The sequence below is a fragment of the Paenibacillus sabuli genome (genome assembly GCF_014705605.1).
Classification (GTDB): Bacteria; Bacillota; Bacilli; order Paenibacillales; family Paenibacillaceae; genus Paenibacillus_D; species Paenibacillus_D sabuli.
Genome location: NZ_JACXIZ010000012.1, coordinates 82,946 through 102,642 on the forward strand (window position 1 = coordinate 82,946; position 19,697 = coordinate 102,642).

General features: G+C 63.5%; 20 protein-coding genes. 6 read left to right on the plus strand and 14 right to left on the minus strand.

Going from position 1 to position 19,697, the window contains the following annotated elements; all coding sequences use genetic code 11:
• Positions 1-71 precede the first annotated feature (71 nt).
• Positions 72-1,022, minus strand: coding sequence for an aldo/keto reductase (locus tag IDH44_RS06200; RefSeq protein WP_190915749.1), 951 nt, complete (start codon positions 1,020-1,022; stop codon positions 72-74).
• 186 nt (positions 1,023-1,208) lie between these two features.
• Between IDH44_RS06200 and IDH44_RS06205 the strand changes: the two genes are divergently transcribed.
• Complete coding sequence (locus IDH44_RS06205; RefSeq protein WP_190915770.1) at positions 1,209-2,105, plus strand: aldo/keto reductase; 897 nt, start codon at positions 1,209-1,211, stop codon at positions 2,103-2,105.
• Between the two features lie 27 nt (positions 2,106-2,132).
• A complete protein-coding gene (locus IDH44_RS06210) occupies positions 2,133-3,113 on the plus strand; it encodes an aldo/keto reductase (protein ID WP_190915772.1) in 981 nt (326 codons plus the stop codon).
• Positions 3,114-3,783: 670 nt separating this feature from the next.
• On the opposite strand, the gene queF is transcribed toward IDH44_RS06210, so the two are convergent.
• The 6 genes from queF to IDH44_RS06240 form a co-directional block, all read right to left on the minus strand.
• Positions 3,784-4,281, minus strand: coding sequence for a preQ(1) synthase (gene queF, locus IDH44_RS06215; protein ID WP_190915774.1), 498 nt, complete (start codon positions 4,279-4,281; stop codon positions 3,784-3,786).
• Positions 4,282-4,374: 93 nt separating this feature from the next.
• A complete protein-coding gene (queE, locus tag IDH44_RS06220) occupies positions 4,375-5,262 on the minus strand; it encodes a 7-carboxy-7-deazaguanine synthase QueE (RefSeq protein ID WP_223869422.1) in 888 nt (295 codons plus the stop codon).
• Positions 5,259-5,705, minus strand: coding sequence for a 6-carboxytetrahydropterin synthase QueD (queD, locus tag IDH44_RS06225; RefSeq protein WP_190915776.1), 447 nt, complete (start codon positions 5,703-5,705; stop codon positions 5,259-5,261). Before queD ends, queE begins: the two co-directional genes overlap by 4 nt.
• Positions 5,702-6,394 (minus strand): 7-cyano-7-deazaguanine synthase QueC, encoded by a 693-nt coding sequence (gene queC / locus IDH44_RS06230; RefSeq protein WP_190915778.1) that lies wholly within the window; start codon positions 6,392-6,394, stop codon positions 5,702-5,704. Before queC ends, queD begins: the two co-directional genes overlap by 4 nt.
• Positions 6,395-6,651: 257 nt before the next feature.
• Complete coding sequence (locus IDH44_RS06235) at positions 6,652-7,743, minus strand: DUF5808 domain-containing protein (protein WP_190915781.1); 1,092 nt, start codon at positions 7,741-7,743, stop codon at positions 6,652-6,654.
• A complete protein-coding gene (locus IDH44_RS06240; RefSeq protein WP_190915783.1) occupies positions 7,736-8,143 on the minus strand; it encodes a GntR family transcriptional regulator in 408 nt (135 codons plus the stop codon). Before IDH44_RS06240 ends, IDH44_RS06235 begins: the two co-directional genes overlap by 8 nt.
• A 346-nt stretch (positions 8,144-8,489) precedes the next feature.
• Between IDH44_RS06240 and IDH44_RS06245 the strand changes: the two genes are divergently transcribed.
• Together IDH44_RS06245 and IDH44_RS06250 are read left to right on the plus strand one after the other, a co-directional pair.
• The gene (locus tag IDH44_RS06245) at positions 8,490-9,422 is read left to right on the plus strand and encodes an EamA family transporter (protein ID WP_190915784.1); all 933 of its coding nucleotides are present in this window, start codon (positions 8,490-8,492) and stop codon (positions 9,420-9,422) included.
• Positions 9,423-9,460: 38 nt separating this feature from the next.
• Complete coding sequence (locus IDH44_RS06250) at positions 9,461-9,889, plus strand: VOC family protein (protein WP_190915786.1); 429 nt, start codon at positions 9,461-9,463, stop codon at positions 9,887-9,889.
• A 230-nt stretch (positions 9,890-10,119) separates the two neighbouring features.
• On the opposite strand, the gene IDH44_RS06255 is transcribed toward IDH44_RS06250, so the two are convergent.
• The 6 genes from IDH44_RS06255 to IDH44_RS06280 all read right to left on the minus strand — a co-directional run bounded on the left by IDH44_RS06255 (position 10,120) and on the right by IDH44_RS06280 (position 15,286).
• Positions 10,120-10,497, minus strand: a complete 378-nt coding sequence (locus IDH44_RS06255) for a hypothetical protein (RefSeq protein WP_190915788.1) — start codon at positions 10,495-10,497, stop codon at positions 10,120-10,122.
• Positions 10,498-10,709: 212 nt separating this feature from the next.
• Positions 10,710-11,903: an SLC45 family MFS transporter gene (locus IDH44_RS06260; RefSeq protein WP_190915790.1), complete on the minus strand. Its 1,194-nt coding sequence runs from the start codon at positions 11,901-11,903 to the stop codon at positions 10,710-10,712.
• Positions 11,904-11,914: 11 nt separating this feature from the next.
• Positions 11,915-12,661: a glycerophosphodiester phosphodiesterase gene (locus IDH44_RS06265; RefSeq protein ID WP_190915792.1), complete on the minus strand. Its 747-nt coding sequence runs from the start codon at positions 12,659-12,661 to the stop codon at positions 11,915-11,917.
• Positions 12,662-12,830: 169 nt separating this feature from the next.
• The gene (gene infC, locus IDH44_RS06270) at positions 12,831-13,319 is read right to left on the minus strand and encodes a translation initiation factor IF-3 (protein WP_190915794.1); all 489 of its coding nucleotides are present in this window, start codon (positions 13,317-13,319) and stop codon (positions 12,831-12,833) included.
• A gap of 107 nt (positions 13,320-13,426) precedes the next feature.
• Positions 13,427-13,612, minus strand: coding sequence for a cold-shock protein (locus IDH44_RS06275; protein ID WP_190915795.1), 186 nt, complete (start codon positions 13,610-13,612; stop codon positions 13,427-13,429).
• Positions 13,613-13,786: 174 nt separating this feature from the next.
• Complete coding sequence (locus IDH44_RS06280; RefSeq protein WP_190915796.1) at positions 13,787-15,286, minus strand: IMP dehydrogenase; 1,500 nt, start codon at positions 15,284-15,286, stop codon at positions 13,787-13,789.
• Between the two features lie 565 nt (positions 15,287-15,851).
• Here IDH44_RS06280 and IDH44_RS06285 point away from each other — a divergent pair.
• On the plus strand, positions 15,852-16,547 hold the full coding sequence (locus IDH44_RS06285) for a hypothetical protein (RefSeq protein WP_190915797.1): 696 nt from the start codon (positions 15,852-15,854) through the stop codon (positions 16,545-16,547).
• Positions 16,548-17,423: 876 nt separating this feature from the next.
• On the opposite strand, the gene hprK is transcribed toward IDH44_RS06285, so the two are convergent.
• Positions 17,424-18,341, minus strand: a complete 918-nt coding sequence (gene hprK / locus IDH44_RS06290; protein ID WP_190915798.1) for an HPr(Ser) kinase/phosphatase — start codon at positions 18,339-18,341, stop codon at positions 17,424-17,426.
• A 269-nt stretch (positions 18,342-18,610) separates the two neighbouring features.
• Between hprK and IDH44_RS06295 the strand changes: the two genes are divergently transcribed.
• Positions 18,611-19,591, plus strand: coding sequence for a J domain-containing protein (locus tag IDH44_RS06295; protein WP_190915799.1), 981 nt, complete (start codon positions 18,611-18,613; stop codon positions 19,589-19,591).
• The last annotated feature ends 106 nt before the right edge of the window (positions 19,592-19,697 follow it).

A 19,697-nucleotide genomic window follows, 5' to 3' on the forward strand; every position in this document is an offset into this window, starting at 1 on the left:
CGCACCACGCAAGCCGCGGCGCACCACTCATCCAGTAGCATCATGTCCTCGACGCCCCCTCGAGCGCGCGCCTAGCTGACCGCGATTCGCCTAATCTCGTCCAGCGTCTCCTCGCTCAGCTCCGCCTCGGCAGCCGGCAGCACCCCCAGGATATGATCCGGCTTGCGCACGCCGACGATCGCGCTCGTCAGCGCCGGGTGCGCCAGGACGTAGGCGACCGCGAGCTGCGGCATCGTGATGCCGTAGCGCTCCGCGATGGCCCCCAGCCGCTCCACGCGATCGACATTGGCACGCAGCCCATCGCCGGTGTGCGCCTTGGAGCGGGAGCGCCAGTCGTCTTCATCGAACGTGGTGTCGTAGCTGTACTTGCCCGAGAGCAGGCCTGACGTCAGCGGGCTGTATGCGACCACGCCGATCCCCTGTTCCTGGCAGAAGGGCAGCACCTGCTCCTCCACCGCCGGCCGCAGGATCGAGTACGGCGGCTGCAGCGCGTCGACATGGCGCACTGTGAGCGAGGCTTGCAGCTGTTCGACATTGTAATTGCTGACCCCGACATAGCGTACCTTGCCGTCCTGGACCAGCTTCTCCATCGCCCGCATCGTCTCCTCGGCCGGTGCGCCGCTATCCGTATCCGGCCAGTGCATCTGGTAGAGATCGATATAGTCGGTGCCGAGCCGCTTCAGCGAAGCCTCCGCCTCGCGCAACACGGAATCGTAAGTCCCGTTCTTGGAGATCTTCCCTTGCTCGCCCCAGACGAGTCCGCACTTGGTCGCCAGCACGACGCGGCTCCGATCCGTACCCAGCGCCTGGCCCAGCACGACCTCCGAGTGGCCGAGTCCATAGACCGCGGCCGTATCATAAAAGGTCACGCCGGCATCAAGGGCGGCGCGCACGCTCTCCTGCGACTTGAGATCGTCCTGCGCGCCCCAACTGCTGGCCCACCCGGACCCGCCGATCGCCCAGGAACCGAAGCCGATGACCGAGATGTCCGGCCCGTTCTTGCCGAGCTTGCGATACTTCATATCCTTCCACACTCCCTCGGTTCGTCATTATCCTCCATTATAATTAACCAATCCGACCATGAATACAACGGAAAGCAGGTATACCAGGTATACTTGAAGTAAGTGCTTACATTTCGTCCCGGTTATCCCTATAATGGGAAGGGTATAGATAAAAGCAGGCATACGCGGAACAAGGAGGCGAAAAAAATGGAAAAACGCACCTACGGCAAGACCGGCATGGAGGTGGCCGCGCTCGGTTTCGGCGGGGCCGAGATCGGCTTCCAGGGCGTCAGCGCGGCAGAGGCCGACCGGCTGCTCGGCAGTGCGCTCGACGCCGGTCTCAACGTCATCGACACTGCGGAGTGCTACGGCAACAGCGAGGAGCTGATCGGCCAGACGGTCGGGCATCGGCGTGACGATTATTACCTGTTCACCAAATGCGGACATGCTGCGGGCTTCGAGGACCCGGACTGGGAGCCGGCGATGCTGACGCGCAGCATCGACCGCAGCCTGCAGCGGTTGCGCACCGACCGTGTGGATGTCATTCACCTGCACAGTTGCTCCGAGGAGCTGCTGCGGCGCGGCGAAGTAATCGAGGTGCTGCAGCAGGCCAAGCAGGCGGGCAAGACGCGCTATATCGGCTACAGCGGCGACGGCATGGCAGCCCGCTACGCCGTGCAGAGCGGGCTGTTCGACTCGCTGGAGACCTCGCTGAATATCGCCGACCAGCAGGCGGCGGAGCTGACGCTGCCGCTGGCCGCAGCGGCGGGCATGGGCGTCGTCGTGAAGCGGCCGATCGCCAATGCCGTCTGGCAGCATGACGCCAAGCCCGACAACGGGTATGTCCAGCCTTACTGGGAGCGGCTGCAGCAGCTGAAGTATTCGTTCCTGGAGCGGCCTCTCGCCGAATCGATCGGGACGGCGCTGCGCTTCACACTGTCGATCCCGGGCGTGCATTGCGCGATCGTCGGCACGAGCAATCCGGACCGCTGGTCGGCCAATGCGCGGCTGCTGGAGGCCGGTCCGCTCACCGCAGGCGAGCTGGAGCAGATGCGCACGCGCTGGCGCGACGTCGCCGAGGCCGACTGGGTCGGCCAGACTTGAGACCATGCGAGAGGAGCACACCCGACTATGACTACTGTACTGCCCTTGCAGCGACGCGGCATCTCCGATAGCCGGCTGGCGCTGGGCTGTATGTCGCTCGGAGGCGGCTGGAACGATGAACCGATCACGGCGGAACAATTGCGGCAGGGCCGCGAGACCGTAGAGGCGGCGCTCGAATGCGGCATCACACTGTATGATCACGCGGATGTCTACAAGCACGGCAAAGCCGAGCGCGTCTTCGGACACGCGCTCAAGGAGCAGCCCGGGCTGCGCGAGCAGATCGTGCTGCAATCCAAGTGCGGCATCCGCTTCCCCGGCGGCGATCGAGCCCCCCACCGCTACGACTTCTCCGGCGGCCATATCGTCGGCAGCGTAGAGAGCAGCCTGGAGCGGCTCGGCACCGCGTATCTGGACATCCTGCTGCTGCATCGTCCCGATCCGCTACTGGACCCGGAGGAGGTCGCCGAGGCGATCCACCGTCTCAAGACCGCAGGCAAGGTGCGCTACTTCGGCGTCTCCAACATGAGCGCCGCTCAGATGCAGCTGCTCCAGACGTATTGCGACGAGCCCTTGATCGTCAATCAGATGGAGATGAGCCTACTGCAGACCGGATTCGTCGACACGGGCGTGCACATCAATCAGGCAGAAGCCCGGGACAGCGTCTTCCCGGAGGGGCTAATGGAGCACTGCCGAATGAAGGGCGTCCAGTTGCAAGCCTGGGGCCCGCTGGCCAAGGGGCTGCTGAGCGGCCGCGACCTGGGCGGACAGCCGGAGCGGGTCGTGCGCACGGCCGAGCTGGTGCGGACGCTGGCGCGCGAGAAGGAGACGGCGCCGGAAGCGATCGTGCTCGCCTGGCTGCTGCGGCACCCGTCGGCCATACAGCCGGTCATCGGCACCGCCAATCCCGACCGTATCCGCGCATGCGCCCAGGCCGAGCAGGTAGCGCTGAGCCGCGAGGAGTGGTACATGCTGTACCTCAGCTCGCGCGGCTTGACCAAGATGCCTTGACGAGACAGGCCGGGGCATCTGCGGAGGCAGCGGCGGGCCCGTATGCCGGATCGCAGCTTAACGGCATCAACGGTTAACGCCGTAAAAGCTAAACGCCTTTAAAGCGAGCGGCGCGGCGGGAGCCTCCCCGGGTCCCGCCGCGCGGCGCTTGGCTTATGGCGTTCTTATGGCGTTCGGCGCTTGGCGCTTGGCTTATGGCATATGGCGCTTGGAGACAGTTTCCGGCTCTGTCCGTGCGATCGGCGAAAAGCCGGCCGATGCTGTAATGGACACCAGCGACGCTTAGCGGTCATTTCGGCCACATCCACAGCCCATCACCCCCGCTAAGCGCTCCTGATGACCGTTACACCTGGAAGGGAGCCAAAAAACGACGCTAAGCGTCTGTCATGTCCATTAGGCCAGCGCATCACTCGCTATGTCGGCGCATCACTTGCTATGCTGGACGCATGACGCTAGTTGCCTTGATGCTTGACGCGTCACGCCCCGGCGCCGGCCGCCCCTCCCTCCTGCTTCGACCAGACAAAATAAGCTTGCGGGCCCCGCCAGGCCGGCAAGCTTTTCTATACACTAGATATACTCGATACAACATTCTCGATACGTTGAATTGCGTATGATCGACTGCGGCGCAGGCGACTGACGGATCGTAGCTTCATCGCGTCGGCTGTCGGCCCTAGCGGTTATCAACCTTCTCCGGATAGAGGTCGTGGTTCATCAGCCGATGCTCGGCCATCGCCTCGTACTTGGTGCCCGGCCGGCCCCAATTGCAGTACGGGTCGATGGAGATGCCGCCGCGCGGCGTGAACTTGCCCCACACCTCGATATAGCGCGGCTCCATGAGCGCGATCAGGTCGTTCATGATGATGTTGACGCAGTCTTCGTGGAAGTCGCCGTGGTTGCGGAAGCTGAACAGGTACAGCTTGAGCGCCTTGCTCTCCACCATCCGCCGATCCGGGATATAGGAGATGTAGAGCGTGGCAAAGTCCGGCTGTCCGGTCATCGGACAGAGGCTCGTGAACTCCGGACAATTGAACTTGACGAAGTAGTCGCGGCCGGGGTGCTTGTTGTCAAACGCCTCCAGCAGCGCCGGATCATAATTGTACGTGTAAGAGGTGCCCTGGCTGCCCAGATGGGTCACGCCGTGCAATTCCTCCTGCGATCTTCCGCTCATCGGCGGTCCCTCCCTTGATGTCGTGAATGCTGCTGCGCCGCGATGCGGCCGCGTACCGGAATCCGGCTGCGTGCCGCAACGCGGACGCTGCAATCAGACGCCGCGCTTGTTGCCCCACAGCCACGTGTGAAGCTGCGGCAGCACGCTGACGCGCTGCAGACGCGGCTCGTCCATGATGCGCTGCACGAGCGCCTCGTACTGGACAGCGAGCGTGCTCAGCATGCGTGCAGGCTCGGGCTCGGTCAGGTCGGCGTTGCCCGGCTGCACATAGAACGACACGTCCGGGTAGCGCTCGTGCACCCGGATCGCGTAGTCCAGGTCGATCTCGTCGAAGACGACAACCTTGAGGCTCCACTCGCCGCCCCCGCCCCCGCCTTCGAGCCGCGAGAGGATGTCGTCGAGTCGCGCCCAGTCGGTCTCCATGCCCGAGCTCGGCGGCTTGGGCGAGAGCGTCAATTGGTCGATCCGCACGAACCAGTCCTGCCAGCGGCTGCCCTGGGTCTCGAGCGCCACCTCGGCGCCGCGGGCATGGAGCACATCGATCAGCTCGCCCAGCCCGGGCAGCAGCGCCGGATTGCCCCCGGAGAGCGTGACATGCGCGAAGGCTTCGCCGCCGAGCTCCGCCAGCCGCTCCACGATCTGCGCGGCGTCCAGCCGCTCGATCTCGTCCTTGGCGGAGCCGTCCCAGGTGAAGGCCGAATCGCACCAGGCGCAGGCATAGTCGCAGCCCGCCGTGCGGACGAACAGTGTCTTGCGCCCGATGACGCGCCCCTCGCCCTGCACCGTCGGGCCGAAGATCTCGAGCACGGGGAAGCGCTCCTGCCCGGTGGAGCGGGCATTGTTGGCGAGTGTGACATCCACTGCCCGTGCGCCGTTGGCGCTATGCGCATCCGGCTCGCTTGCTCTTGATCCGTTCGAGGCATGCGCAGTCGCACCCGATCTGTGCATCGCCGCTTGTTCCTGCCCCCGCCGCTCAGTCATCGCTGCGCTCCTGCGTCCGCCTGCCGCGGACGGTAGACGACGTAGCTGCTCGGCGTCTCCCGCAGGTACACCTGGATGCAGCGCGGGTGCTGAGGCAGCGTGTCCAGATGCGCCTGCACGAGCTCGGCGATGATGCGCGCCGTCGCTTCCGTCGTCGGGAAGCGATGCGGATCGACGTCGTCGAACACCTCGTCGTCGTTGAGCGTCGTATGGTCGAAGCGGTCGTGGATGAGCCGCTTGAGGTCCGCGAAGTTGACGAGGAAGCCGGATTCGTCGAGCGCATCGCCGGCCACCGTCACATTGGCGAAATACGTATGCCCGTGCACGTATCGGCACTTGCCGGCCTGATCGCTCGGGATGTAGTGGGCGGCGGCAAAGTGAAAATCCTTGTTCAGCTCGTAGGCATACGGGTGCGCGGTCACCGGGTAGATCTGCTGCATCATGCGCCTTCCTCTCCCTTCGCAGCCAGATAGCGCTGCAGACCGCGGGCCCGCAGCACGCAGGCCGGACACGCGCCGCAGCCGTCGCCGACGATGCCGTGGTAGCAGGTGAGCGTGCGCGTGCGCACGAATTCGAAGGCGCCGAGGCGGTCCGCCAGCGCCCACGTCTCGGCCTTGTCCAGCCACATCAGCGGCGTGTCGATGACGAACGGATAGTCCATCGCCAGCGTCAATGTGACATTGAGCGACTTGATGAACGTATCGCGGCAATCGGGGTAGCCGCTGAAGTCGGTCTCGCACACGCCGGTCACGATATGCCTCGCGCCGAGCTGCTTGGCCAGCACTGCCGCGAACGAGAGGAACAGCAGATTGCGCCCGTCGACGAAGGTGCTCGGCGGCCCGTCCTCCTTCGCTTCGACGGCGATGTCTTGGCGCGTCAGCGCGCTCGGGGCGAGCTGGTTCAATAGCGCCATGTCCAGCATATGATGGGGCACGCCGAGCTCGGCGGCGATCTCGGCCGCGCACTCCAGCTCGCGGCTGTGCCGCTGGCCGTAATTGAAGGTCACTGCCTCGACGTGCGCGAAGCGCTCCAGCGCCCAGTACAGGCACGTCGTGCTGTCCTGGCCGCCGCTGAATACGACGACCGCTTTTTCCTGCTGCTTGTGCGGCTGCAAGAGGGCTTGCTCCGCCATGGTCGATCACTCCTTAAGAAAGGGAAAAATCGGCACCCCAAGGAGGAGGCCGATTCTTCCTTAGTTTTTTATAGAGGGTCGCTAATAACCTCTCCCGCACCCGCTTCGCGGCGGACGTGCGGCATGTATGCCATTGCTTGCGATTATACCACAGCCGAGTCCGGATTGCCATGCACGCGCAGATGCAGCATGAATCGCCCCGGCCGCGGTCTGGCTATGGCAAATTCTGTCCGTAATCGCCAGCGCGAACCAGTCTATTAACCGCTCGTCAGGATCGCGATGAGGGCAGTTCCCGAGGCCACCGCCAGCACCGCTCCGAGCAGCAGCCAGCTGAGCGGCCGCGCGAAGTTGACCGTCATGCCGACGCCGACGCGCTTCTCCACGAGGAGCGCGGGATCCGCAGGATTGTAGTAGACCAGTCCGCCCAGCCGCCAGTAGCGGTCCGCCTGCGCCTGCTCGTCGCCGATCGACTCCAGCCCCTTGCTCCGCAGCTGGTAGAGGAAGAGGCCGACCGCGATCAGGATGACCAGCGGCAGAGCCAGGCCCAGGCCGAGCGCCCAGCGCTGCGGCCAGCCGTAGAGCGTCATGCCCTGCAGCAGGCTCAGGAACAGCGTGACCAGCAGCGACAGCGCCCACAGGAAATAAGCGGACAGGCGATTGTACTGCTTGCGCTTGGCGAGCGAGCGCTGCGGGTCGTCCGGGTCCAGCTGCTGACGCATGCGTCCGATCGCAGTAGCGGTGCCGGCGAAGATCGCGATCAACACCAGTTGGACCAGATTCTGGCCGAATACGCCCTGCACCGTCCGCTCGGACCAGCCGTCCGCTTCGCCGCGCACATTGAAGTGTATCGCAAAAACCTCCGGAATGCGGTCCCACATCAGCGCCGCTGCAACAACGCTGACCGCGACAACGCCGAGATGCACGGCATACCAGCGCAGTCCGGGCTGCCCCAGCTCGCGGCGGTAGGTCAGACTCGCCACGCGCCGCGCCGGCTGCGACGGTCCGCCCCACTCGGCCTGCGCCTTGAGCGCGCGGGCCCGGTGATGGAAGCGCCCGTACACTGCAATGGCGGCTACGAACTGGAGTGAAAACGTGCCCGCCAGCACCGTCTCCAGCGCCTCCGGCAGAAGCCATAGCGCGACGCTGCCCGCTGCGGCGACCAGTGCCAGCACGGCTACCACGGTCCATACATAGCTGCGGCGCATCGCCACGACCTCGGCGTCGCCGCGATGCGCCGGAGGCACATACACGCCGAGCAGGATACGCCGCTGCCAGATGCCGAGCATCGCGAAGGCGGTCAGTATCACCAGATCGACCAACGCCAGCCAGAGCCACATTCCATCATTCATCCCGATTCCCTCCCTCTCCAGATTGCCTGATCTCGTCGTATACCGACCGGCACAGCTCCGCCAGCTCCTCCTGCGACATGCCGCGCACGGCGGCCTCGGCGGCCATGCCACGCAGTTGATGCCGCAAGCGGTCCTGGAATGCCGCCGTCACCCCCGGCATGCCGTCCGGGTTGATCACGACGCCTCGCTTGCGATGCACCTGCAGGAACCCCTCCTGCTTGAGCACCTGATACGCCTTGTTGACCGTATGCAGGTTGATGCCCAGATCGGCCGCCAGGCTGCGTACGGACGGTAGCGGATCGCCCGGCCGCAGTGCGCCCGACGCGATCCCGGCCAGCAGTTGATCCGCCAGCTGCGTATAGATTGGCGTCTCCGATTGCAGATCGAGCTCTACGAACATCTGCCCCACTCCTTCCCTCCACTTGCCCACTTGCCCCACTTGCCCCACTTCTGTAAGTGCTTTGCTGATCGGCCTGCGTTCATGCCTGCGTTCATGCCTGCCATCCCTTGACCATTAACAAATTTTTATTTGTTATAGTTATAATATAACAGATGACACATTGATACGCAACCTCCTGCACCGATTGGGCGTTTCTGTCCGTCCCATTGCGAATAAGAGAACACGGCCGCGTTGATCGGGACGCCTGCCAGAGCAAGGACGCTGCGCGGCAAGCTTGCCTTGACGGATCGCGCGCCGGGCCGTAGGATGAAGAGAGTCTGCTTTACACAAGGGAGTTTGCATCCATATGTGGTTAATCTACGCCCTGCTCGCGGCCGTCTGCTTCGGCTTTCGCGGGGTGCTGTATCACTGGGCGTCCAAGCAAGGGCTCGAGCGCAACCTGATGCTGCTCGGCGTGTTCGCCGGCGGCGCAGTCCTTTGCCTCGTCCCCGCGCTGCTGCTGCGCCAGCCCTGGGAGACGACGGCGCTCGCCGGGGTGCTGATGGGCACGTTCTCCTTCGTGGCCAATGCCTGTATTTTCAAGGGCTTTGCCGTCGGCAAGGCGTCACTGATCGCCATTCTCACGGGTCTGCCGCCGGTCGTCGTGCTGCTGCTCGCCTATGTCGTCTGGGGCGAAGCGATCAATGTGTGGCAGCTCGGCGCCTTCGCGCTGATCGTGGCCGGCATCCTGCTCGTGCGCTACTCCAACGATCTGAGCCTGCGCAATCTGCAGGGCGCGCAGTGGGGCCTGCTGGCGATGCTGTTCTTCGGCTTCAACGACATGGCGGGCAAGCTGTCGACCCGGCTCGAGGCCGAGCTGTTCCCGACGCTCGTATGCATGTTCGTCACCGGCTGCCTCTGGTTCGGCGGCAGCTGGCTGCTGGATCTGCGCCGCGCCCGGAGCCGCCGCATGCGCGCGCCCGCCGCAGACGCGGTCCTCGGCGAAGCGAGTAGCGACAGCGCCAATCCTGCGCCCGCGCGGCGCTGGACGCCGCGGCGCACCTTCTTCACCGGCATGCTGATCGGCACGACCAATGCCGTCGGCATGATCGTCATCATCAACGCCTTCGCAGTCGGCATCACCGGGCTCGTCTCCGCCGTCGTCGCCCTCAACGTGCTGATTATTCTGCTGTACAGCCGGGTCGTGCTCAAGGAACGCTTCGGCCGTCTGGAGATCGGCGGCATGGCGACGGCCATCGTCGGCCTCGTGCTGCTGCGCCTGTTCGAGCTCGTGGCGTAGCGGCGGTCTCATATTATGGATAAGGGAGCGTGTAAGCGATGATCAAGGGAATTGGACATACCGCCTACGTGGTGGAGGATATGGAGCGCTCGCTCGACTTCTACTGCGGCGTGCTCGGCTTCAAGCAAGCGTTCGAGCTCAAGGACAACGCGGACAAGCCGTGGATCGTCTACATTCAGGTGGCGGGGCTGCAATTCATCGAGCTGTTCTATGGCGGCCAGCATCGGCCCGAGCCGCAGCCGCGGCAGATCGGCTTCAACCACCTGTGCCTGGAGGTCGAGGACATCCAGCAGATCGCCGCCCATCTGCGCGAGCGCGGCGTGACGCTCGACGCCCTGCCACAGCAGGGCAAGGACCGCAACTGGCAGTGCTGGGCCCGCGATCCCGACGGCAATCGCATCGAATTCATGCAGCTCGATCCCGAGTCGCCGCAGGTGAAGAGTGCGGGCGGCAGGCTTGCCGAGTAAATCTGATAGAGAACAAAACGGCAAAAGTCGAAAGAATGGCTTAGACGATTGCACGTCTAAAACACCTATGCTTTTCTTAAAATAGAAAAAGGGAGCTGTGCCAACAGCTCCCAGTGTACCAACCGCGAGGCATCCCCTCCGGTGTTGAGTGAAGGGACCCAATGGCGGTGAACCGAGAGGGTCCCTTCCTTGTATCACAGCGACAGAATTACGAGGTTATCGCAAGACCATCATAGTATACCACAGGCTTCCAATTTGGAGGCTTTTCTTTTGCTCGCTATAGCCGCGTCCTCCGCAAGACGACCGGCGTCGCCCCGTCCGACTACATGAGCGCAATCTATGGGCGGCGCGGCTGACCTACAGGAGCCGGAGATTCGGCGCCGCCGGCTACGGCCGTCCTTGGCTTGCTCCCGCTCGCGCAGGCGCCGTTCCAGCCGCTCCGTCAGCTCCGGATCGGGCACGATGCGATCCAGCACCGCTTCCTCGGCGTCGACGCGGCTGCCCAGACAGACTACGGCGATGCGCAGCAGCATCGCGCCGTAGCGCCGATAGGCCGTCTGCACGTCGCGACCGCTCGGCCCGCGCCCGATCTGTATCTCCTCGCTCATATCGGACCTCCCCCTTTGCTATGAACACGCATGCGCCCGCCCTTTGGTCACATTCTCCGCAAGGAATCTCGCACTACCGTATCCATCGCCAAAAAAGCGCGACTTCTCACGAGCCGCGCTTGACGATCCAGTCCCACTGCAGTGACTTCTCGGAGCTGGGCCGCCGGCTCCTTGGCGATGCTCATCGAGCCCCTTCGGGCGCGTCGCCCGCGCTACCCCTCTGCCCCCACATCTGTCCGACGCTCACCCGGCGCCCGCACCGCCAGCAGGAAGCCGAGCGCCAGCAGCATCGCCGCAGACGCGCAGACGAACAGCGAGACGTAGCCGAAGCCGTCGATCGCCAGTCCGAGCAGCGGCGGCGAGCTGATCGCCGCCAGCGACGACACGAGGTAGTAGAGCCCGGTGCGCGTGCCGATGCTGCGGTCGCTGCCGGTGGCGACAATGAGCGGATACGAATTGATGTTGATGCAGGACCAGCACAGGCCGCCGAGCGCCAGCAGGATGCGCAGCGACGTCACGCCATCGGCCAGCGGGATCGCCCCGAACACCAGGAACAGCCCGGCGATGCCGAGCCCGATGACGCGCTTCTGCCCGTAGCGGGTGCCGAGCCAGCCGCTCGGCAGCGCGAACAGCACGAAGAACAGCGAGAAGAACGTCAACGAGAACGACGACGCGCTCTCGCTCAGGCCGAGATGATGCTTGCCGTACAGCGTGAACAGCGCCTCCACGCCCTGATACGCCACGAACCAGCAGAAGATCGCAGCCAGCAGCAGCACGGTCGTGCGATCCAGCTCGCCGCGCAGCCGGATGCGCGTCCCCGCCTCGGCCGGCGGCACGAGCGCATCGCGGCGCTCGCGGATCGTCGCCCGCAGGATCAGCAGCGCCAGCAGCGTGACGACGCCCGCCAGCACGAACGGCGCCGCCGGATGCGCGGCATAGAGCACCGAGCCGGCCCCGAATGCGATGATCGCCGCGACGCCTCCCATGAAGTTGATGATGCCGTTGGCCTTGGTGCGCTGTCGCTCAGGCGTCAGATCGGGCATGAGCGCGATCGTCGGCGAGCGGTACAGGCTCATCGCCAGGTTCATCAGCACCATGAACAGCACCAGCATCAGGAAGCTCGTATGCAGCGGGATCAGCACGACGAACAGCGCCGCCAGCGGCATCCCGAGCAGCAGATACGGCATGCGCCGTCCGAAGCGCGTCGCCGTGCGGTCGCTGCGGTTGCCGATCCACGGCTGCAGGAACAGCGCGAAGTAATTGTCGAGCGTCATCATGAAGCCGATCAGCGCCGTGCTCGACAGGAAGTCGTCGAGGAAGAAGGGCACGAACGCATTGTACAGCGCCCACGTCATGCTGATGCTGAAGAACCCCGCCCCGAGCAGCCATGTGCGCTTCCACGACATGCGCTCTGCCATCATTGCGACGCGGCTGTGCGCGTGCGCAGCAGACCGGCCAGCACGTCCGGCACGTCGGTAATGATGCCCGCCACGCCCGCCTCCACCAGCCAGTCCATGCGGGCCGGGTCGTTGACGGTATACGGATGATAGACGACGCCATGCGCCCGGGCGGCTGTCACCCATTCCGGCAGCACTGCATAATGATGCGCATGCAGCGCGTCGGCGCCGATGCGCCGGGCGTACGCCCACGGCTCGAACAGCCCTTCGCCATAGAGCGCGCCCGTGCGCACGGCCGGATCGATCTGCTTGCAGGCGACCAGCGAATAATGATTGAAGCTGGAGATGACCACCTGCTCCTGCAGGCCGTATTGCCGCACGGCTCCGAGCACGGCCTCTTCCAGTCCGGGATAGCGGACGATGCCGTTCTTCAGCTCCAGGTTGAGCTGCAGCCGCTGCGCCGCCGCCAGCTCCAGCAGTTCCTCCAGCAGCGGCACGCGCGCGCCCGCGAAGGCTTCGTCCCGCCAAGCCCCTGCGTCGAGCCTGCTCAGCTCGTCCAGCGCGATATCCTTGACCAAGCCGCGGCCCGAGGTCGTGCGGTCGAGCTTCTCGTCGTGAATCAGCACGAGCCGTCCATCGGCAGTCATCTGCACATCCGTCTCGATGCCGGTCGCCCCTAAGCGGACCGCCTCCGTGAACGCTTCCATCGTATTCTCGGGACAGACGGCCGACGCCCCCCGATGGGCGAAATTGATGACGCTGCTCATGAATCGCGCACTCCCTCTCCTGGATAGACGGCGCCAGTCGCGCGCCGTTGCCTCGATTATACCGCATTCCCGGGCGGCGGGGAGCGCTTCTATCTTAAAGTTTTTTTTAAAAAGCGGCGCGCCGCAGCGCCTGCGATGCCCGATGGCACGAACGGTGGGCGTCGCCCCCTCAGTGCGGCGCCACCTGCACCATCGCCTGCTTGCCGCTGAGCTGGATACCGCTCGTCGGCCGTCCTGCCTCCCGCAGATCGCCGAGCAGCCGCTCGAGCAGCGCCTTGGCCTGCGGTCCCTCCTTGCCGCGCAGCGGGACGACCAGCGTCACCCCGCCGCCGCTGCCGAGCTGCTTGGCCGCCTGACGGCGCTTCGTGTCGTAGTCGTGCTCGCCGATCTGCGTGCCGAGCCGCAGCTCCTTGTATTTCAGCTTGCCGCTTGCGGCAGCGGCCTGGCGCTTCTCCTGCGCCGCCCGGCTCTTGGCCTGGCCGCGCGGCACGAGCGCGCACGGCGGCGGACTGCTCATCAGCGAGGTGCAGACCAGATCCGCCTTGGCTTCTCTCGCGAGCGCGAGCGCTTGCTCGCGGCTGACGACGCCCAGGTCTTCCCCATCCAGACCGGCGAGCTTCACCTCGGCGGCGCGTATCTTTTCATTCATGATAGACATGATAGACTTACTCCTCTCATGATGTAGACAAAAATACGACCGAGCGCCCGGCCTGCCGCTAAAAAGCAGCAGAGCCGGGCGCTCGGGTCGGGCAGGACAAGCCGTATTCACGGCTTGAGCACAGGAAGCAGCTTCGATCCCTCGATCATCGGGGAGTCGCAGATCGGACAGAGTGGCCGGGTCTGAAAAGAGAAGTCGTCGCGCATCCAGCACGTACAGCCTTCGCTGCTGCAGGACCAGACGGCCGTTTCCTCCTCCGGCGTAGGCTCCACGTTTTTCTTGGAATAATACATCTTTACCCCTCCTCCACACAGCCTGGCCTAAAGCAGGCCAAGCAAGGTTCGTTCCGAAGAATCCGGGGCGGCCTTGCCGCGATATGACGGCAGACCAAGCCGGATTCCGAGCAGGAGACTATAGATGCCCGTACCTTATTATATCCAAGATCTTAGGATTTAGTACTATTTTTCCTATTCCCCCGACAGACTGCTTTCCTTGAGGATGACATCATGCGCCCCGCCCTCGACCAGACTGGTCGCCGAAACGACGGTAATTCGCGCTTTTTGCTGCAGCTCGGCGATCGTCATCGAGCCGCAATTGCACATCGTCGATTTGATCTTGCTGAGCGTCTTGTCCATGTTCTCGCGCAGGCTGCCGGCGTACGGCACGTACGAATCCACGCCTTCCTCGAACACGAGGCTCTGCTTGCCGCCCATGTCGTAACGCTCCCAGTTGCGGGCGCGGTTGGAGCCCTCGCCCCAGAATTCCTTGACGTAATTGTTGCCGATGCGTAGCTTCTTGGTCGGGCTCTCGTCGAAGCGGGCGAAGTAGCGGCCCATCATGACGAAGTCCGCGCCCATCGCCAGCGCCAGCGTGATATGGTAATCGTGCACGATGCCGCCGTCCGAGCAGATCGGGATGTAGATGCCCGTGCTGGCGTAGTATTCGTCCCGCGCCTCTACGACCTCGATCAGCGCCGAGGCCTGGCCGCGGCCGATCCCCTTCTGCTCGCGCGTGATGCAGATCGAGCCGCCGCCGATGCCGACCTTGACGAAGTCCGCGCCCGCCTCGACCAGGTAGAGGAAGCCCTCGCGATCGACGACGTTGCCCGCACCGACCGGCACGTCGCAGGTGGACTTGACGTAGCGCACCGTCTCGCTCTGCCACTCGCTGTAGCCGTCCGAGGAGTCGACGCACAGGATGTCCGCGCCCGCCTCGACGAGCGCCGGCACGCGGGTCTCGTAGTCGCGGCTATTGATGCCGGCGCCGACGATGTAGCTCTTGTTGGTGTCCAGCAGCTCGCCGGGATTTTCCTTGTGCCGATCGTAGTCCTTGCGGAACACGAGATGCACCAGGTTCTGCCGATCGTCGACGATCGGCAGACAGTTGAGCTTGTTGTCCCAGATCATGTTGTTGGCCTCGGACAGCGTGATGCCCGCATGGCCGTGGATGATCGAGGGGAACGGCGTCATGAATTCGCCCACCTTCTTGTCCGGCGAATCGCGGCTGACGCGGTAGTCGCGGCTCGTGACGATGCCGAGCAGCTTGCCTGTCGGCGTGCCGTCGTCCGTAATCGCCGCCGTGGAGTGGCCGTTGCGCTCGCGCAGGTCCAGCACGTCCTGCAGCGTATGCTCGGGCGTCAGATTGGAGCGGCTGACGACGAAGCCGGACTTGTAGTTCTTGGCCTTGCGGATCATCTCCGCCTGCGATTCGACGGATTGGGAGCCGAATATGAAAGAAATGCCTCCGCACTGCGCCAGCGCCACCGCCATATTATGATCGGATACCGCCTGCATCACCGCCGAGGCAAAGGGAATATTCAATTCAACCTTCGCGCGCTCCCCGCGCTTGAACTTGGAAATCGGCGTCCGCAGCGATACCTTCGACGGCATGCAGTCCTTCGTCGTCAGGTTCGGAACGAGCAGATACTCGCTAAAGGTGCGTGACGGTTCATTGTAATAGTGGGCCACTCCGCTTGCCTCCTTGGTCGGGAAAAGTATGGTCAACCTAATGAATGTTAAAGCCCATTATAGGGAGTCCCATGCAAGGTGTCAATGCGGCCGTCGCGCGCGTCCCCTCCACGCCCCGCCGTGCGCGCTCCGCTCCCCCTTCATTCCCCCTCCGCGAAACCGAGTGCATTCGCAGCCCGGCAGCATCTATCGATTGGAGCGGACTTTGCGCCATTCACGGACTCGCCTCGCTGTCCGCCGCTGCTCCGATCGCTCGCCTAGGCCGGTCTTCGCACAGCGCACTAGGCCGGTCCTCGCACAACGCAATAGAATTTGGACATTGCGCTGCCGCCTCACTTCGCGTATACTTTTGCCATACAGCGGCGAAGCACGCCCCTGATCATTCCGATGCGGATGACGGGGGCGTTTTTTGCGTCTGACCGGCTTTTTGCGCCTGGCTGACGATTTGCGTCGGGCTGCTATTCGCGCCTGGCTGACGATTTGCGCCTGGCCGACTTCTCGCAACTGCTCGGTTGCGGCTGGCGACATCGCTGTCATTCTGACATTGGAACTGGAGGGTATGACGATGCAAGCATCCATCGGCACTGCGTACGAACAGGCGCACAGCGTCTGGCTCGAACACCACTTGACCCGGCGAACCGGGGAGCGCCGTGACCGGTTGGCGCGAGGACACGGACACGGGGAGCAGTTGTTTTTGGAGACGATCTGGTGGCCAATACGTCGCAGCCTTGACGACCTTCACCCCGAATATGAAGTGCTCGATTGGCGCGGACGCCCTTACTATGCGGACTTCGCCTGGCTGCCAGGACAGTGGAAGGTCATCTGGGAGATCAAAGGGTACGGCCCGCATGTGCGGGAGATGGACCGCCGCCGCTACTGCGAGGAATTGAATCGCGAGACCTTCTTGCAAGCGCTCGGCTTCCGGGTCGTCTCGATCGCCTATGACGATCTTGCACACCGCCCCGAGGCTGTCCAATCGCTGATCCGGCTCTTCATCAGCCGCTATCTGCCCGAGCAGCCGCTAATGAACGCGCAAAGCCTCATACAGAGGGAAACGCTCTTGCTCGCGCACCGCCTCGGACGGGCCGTGCGTCCGCGCGACGTGGAGCTGCAGCTCGCGGTCAATCACCGTACCGCCGTGCGCTGCTTGCAGCAGCTGTGTGCCAGCGGACATATGCGCCCCAGTCGACCGAAGCAAGGCACGCGCATTTGCTCATATACGCCCTCCATCGACGCCATTCAGGCGTTCGACAGGCTGTAGCTGTGCTGTCGTAGACAAGCTGTGTTGTCGTAGACAAGCTGTGTTGTCGTAGTCAGCAGTTGCTTCCCGCGGGTGCGAGAACGAGAATGGTCTTGTACGTTGCCCGTTCCGAGAGAGATTCTGCGCTCTCCAATGGAGGATGCACACGAAAATTGTCTCATTCTCCCTCAAGCCGAGTCGCGGCCAGCGTCGGGACAAGGGGCGTCGCTTGAAGCAACTCTATCCGCTACTTTATTTGCTTGCTACTTTATCTGCTTTTCATGCTATTCTGTCTGCTGCCTTGGCCGCTCTGAAATGTAAAAGTGCAGTTTAATTTGTGGCGTTTCGGCTTTTTTCTCATATGAACTGTAAAAGTACAGTTAATTTTAGATAAAATTCACGAAAAGCGCCGAATTCGTGCAAAATAACTGCACATATGCAGTTCGCCTGCCCGGGATGTACGTCGCATCGATGCCGAACTGCATTTTTGCAGTTCGGCCTGCACTTTCGGTGTTGTCCTCACGCCAAAAGCACGACGCCTTACGCGGCTCGCCCCGCACACTCCTCACGCCGTCCGTCCTGCCGAGCTCGCCTCGCGCACTCCTCACGCCGCCCGTCCTGCCGAGCTCGCCCCGCACACATCTCACGCCGCCCGTCCTGCCGAGCTCGCCCCGCACACTCCTCACGCCGCCCGTCCTGCCGAGCTCGCCCCGCACACTCCTCACGCCGTCCGTCCTGCCGAGCTCACCCCGCACACATCTCGCGCCGGGGCGCGCTCCCCCGCTCTTCCAGGCCGCCGTTCGCCGAGGCTCCCGAGGCTGCACACCCCACTCGCCTCCCGTCCCGCTGCGTCGGAGGCATGCTTCCGCCCTTTGCTAGAGCGTGTAGGCACACCCGCTACTGCTCGAAGTCGCCCTCCAGCCGCTTCATGAAGTCCTCGGCAGCGCTGTAGCCCTGCTGGCGCAAGTACCAGTTGTTGGCCGCGGCCTCGATCAGCCCGGCGACGTCGCGGCCGGGCTGGAGCTGAATTTCGATATGCGGAATTTTGACGTCCATATAATCGGTGAATTCCGGCTCCAGTTCGAGCTCGTTGTTCAGGGCGTCGTCCTTCCACTTCGTCAACTCAATATCGAGCGTGATTCGCGTTTCGTCCTGGAATGCCTTGCGGCCGTAGAGGCGGACGACGTTCACCAGGCCAACGCTGCGCAATGCGAGGAACTCGCGCGTCTTTTCGTCGTGCGTGCCGAGGATCGTCTGCGGGCTCAGCTTTTTGAGCACGACGACGTCGTCTGCAACGAGCCGATGCCCGCGCCGGATCAGCGTATGGGCAGTCTCGCTCTTGCCGACTCCCGATTTGCCGCGCAGCAGGATGCCAATGCCCGAGACGTTGACGCAGACGCCGTGCACGCTCATCTCCGGCGCCAGGCTCTTCGTCAGATACGCGTCGAGTCGCGCCAGGAAGGCGCTCGTGGGCGAGGTCGTGCGCAGCAGCGGGATGCCCTCCTCCTCGCAGTAGCGGGTCAGATATTTCAAGCCGTCCTGTCCGGCCGTCACGACGAAGCAGGGCGGATGGTATTTGACAATGTTGCCGATATGGTGATTGCGTTCCAGCTCGGTCAGCTTGTGCAGATAGGTGATTTCCTTTTTGCCGAGCACCTGTACATGCGCCTGCGGAAAGAAGTCGAAGTAGCCGACGAACTCCAAACCGGGGCGGTAGGCCCGCGACTTGGTGATGGTGCGATGCATCTGCGTGCTGCCGGCCAGGACCTCCAGTCCAAATACGTCGGCCACCTGCTTGACATCGATCGTTTTCATAGTGCTGCTCCTCCTCTGCCTGAACATTCGGCTTGCGCCGCTGAGCGGCGGCAGCCCGTCAGGCACCGAATTACCTATTTCCACGCCGGGCGCCGATTCCCTGCCCGCAAATGTGGCAAATGTGGCAAATCGATTGCAACTTGGCCAAGACGGCGCACAAAGCGGCCCGATGGCCCCGGAAGCGTTTGCTCATTGCCATGCGATACAGTAAAATAAATAATAGGAAAGCCGGACTCATTTTTTTCATTTCACGATAGAGGTGACAACGATTGGATGAATTGAAGCAAGCGTACGAGCGCCTCGGGCTGCTGGAGACGGCGGACAAGGCCGAGGTGGAGAAGCGCTACATGCTGCTGGTGCGCAAGCATCGCGCGCAGGAGGCTAAGTCCGACGGGGAGCTGCCGCCCGGCGAGGAGCGAATCGACTTTGCGGCGGTCAACGCCGCTTACAAGCATATTCTCGCCCACGAGGACCAACAGGCCGCGGAAGCCTACAACCGTCAGGAGTACGGCAAATACCGAAAAATGGCCGGCGTGGCGCAAAAAACGGATCACTTCTTCTCCTATTACAAATATCATCTGCTCGGAGCGGTCGTCATCCTCGTGCTGATCGGCTTCGGCATTAACAGTTACCTCGACCGTCAGGCGGAGAAGGAGCGCGAAGCCGCGCTGCCGCCGATCGACGTGTCGGTCATGCTGCACGGCCAGTTCTACTCCGAGGACGGCGGCCAAGAGACCGCGCCGCTGGAGCAGGCGCTGCTCGACTATTTTCCGGACTGGCAGCGCCTTACCGTCGACCTGACGTACGTGCCGATCGAGACGCGCAGCGAGATGGACATGGCAGCGGTACAGAAAGCTGTGCTAATGCTCATCTCCGAGAAAAAAGACGTCTACATCCTGGATCGCAACAGCTATACCAGTCTCGTGCAGCAGGGGCTGCTGCGGCCGATCGACGAAGCGTACGAGGAGCGCTTCCGACCGCTCCTGGACAATGAAGAAGCCGCGCTGCGGACCTCGACCGAGGATGTGCCCGAGGAGCATGTGTATGCGATCGACCTGACGAATAGTCCGCATGCCGAGGATCTGCCGCTCATCTACCAGGATATGGTCGTCGGCATCCGGATCGACGCGCAGCGGCCAGACAATGCCGTACGCTTCATCGAGCGCATGCTCGAGGACGCGCCGCCGCAGCCGCGCCCCGAGCCTTCCGATCCAGAGGCATCCGCTTCGGACGAAGGCGCGCAGGAGTAGCGGGAGCGCCCATCAGGGTGCGCCGCCAAGACCGGCCCGGAAGCGGGCTCAGCCGGCATCGGCGCCGACTCGTCAAAAAAAACGCTCTTGCCCGGTGCGGCAAGAG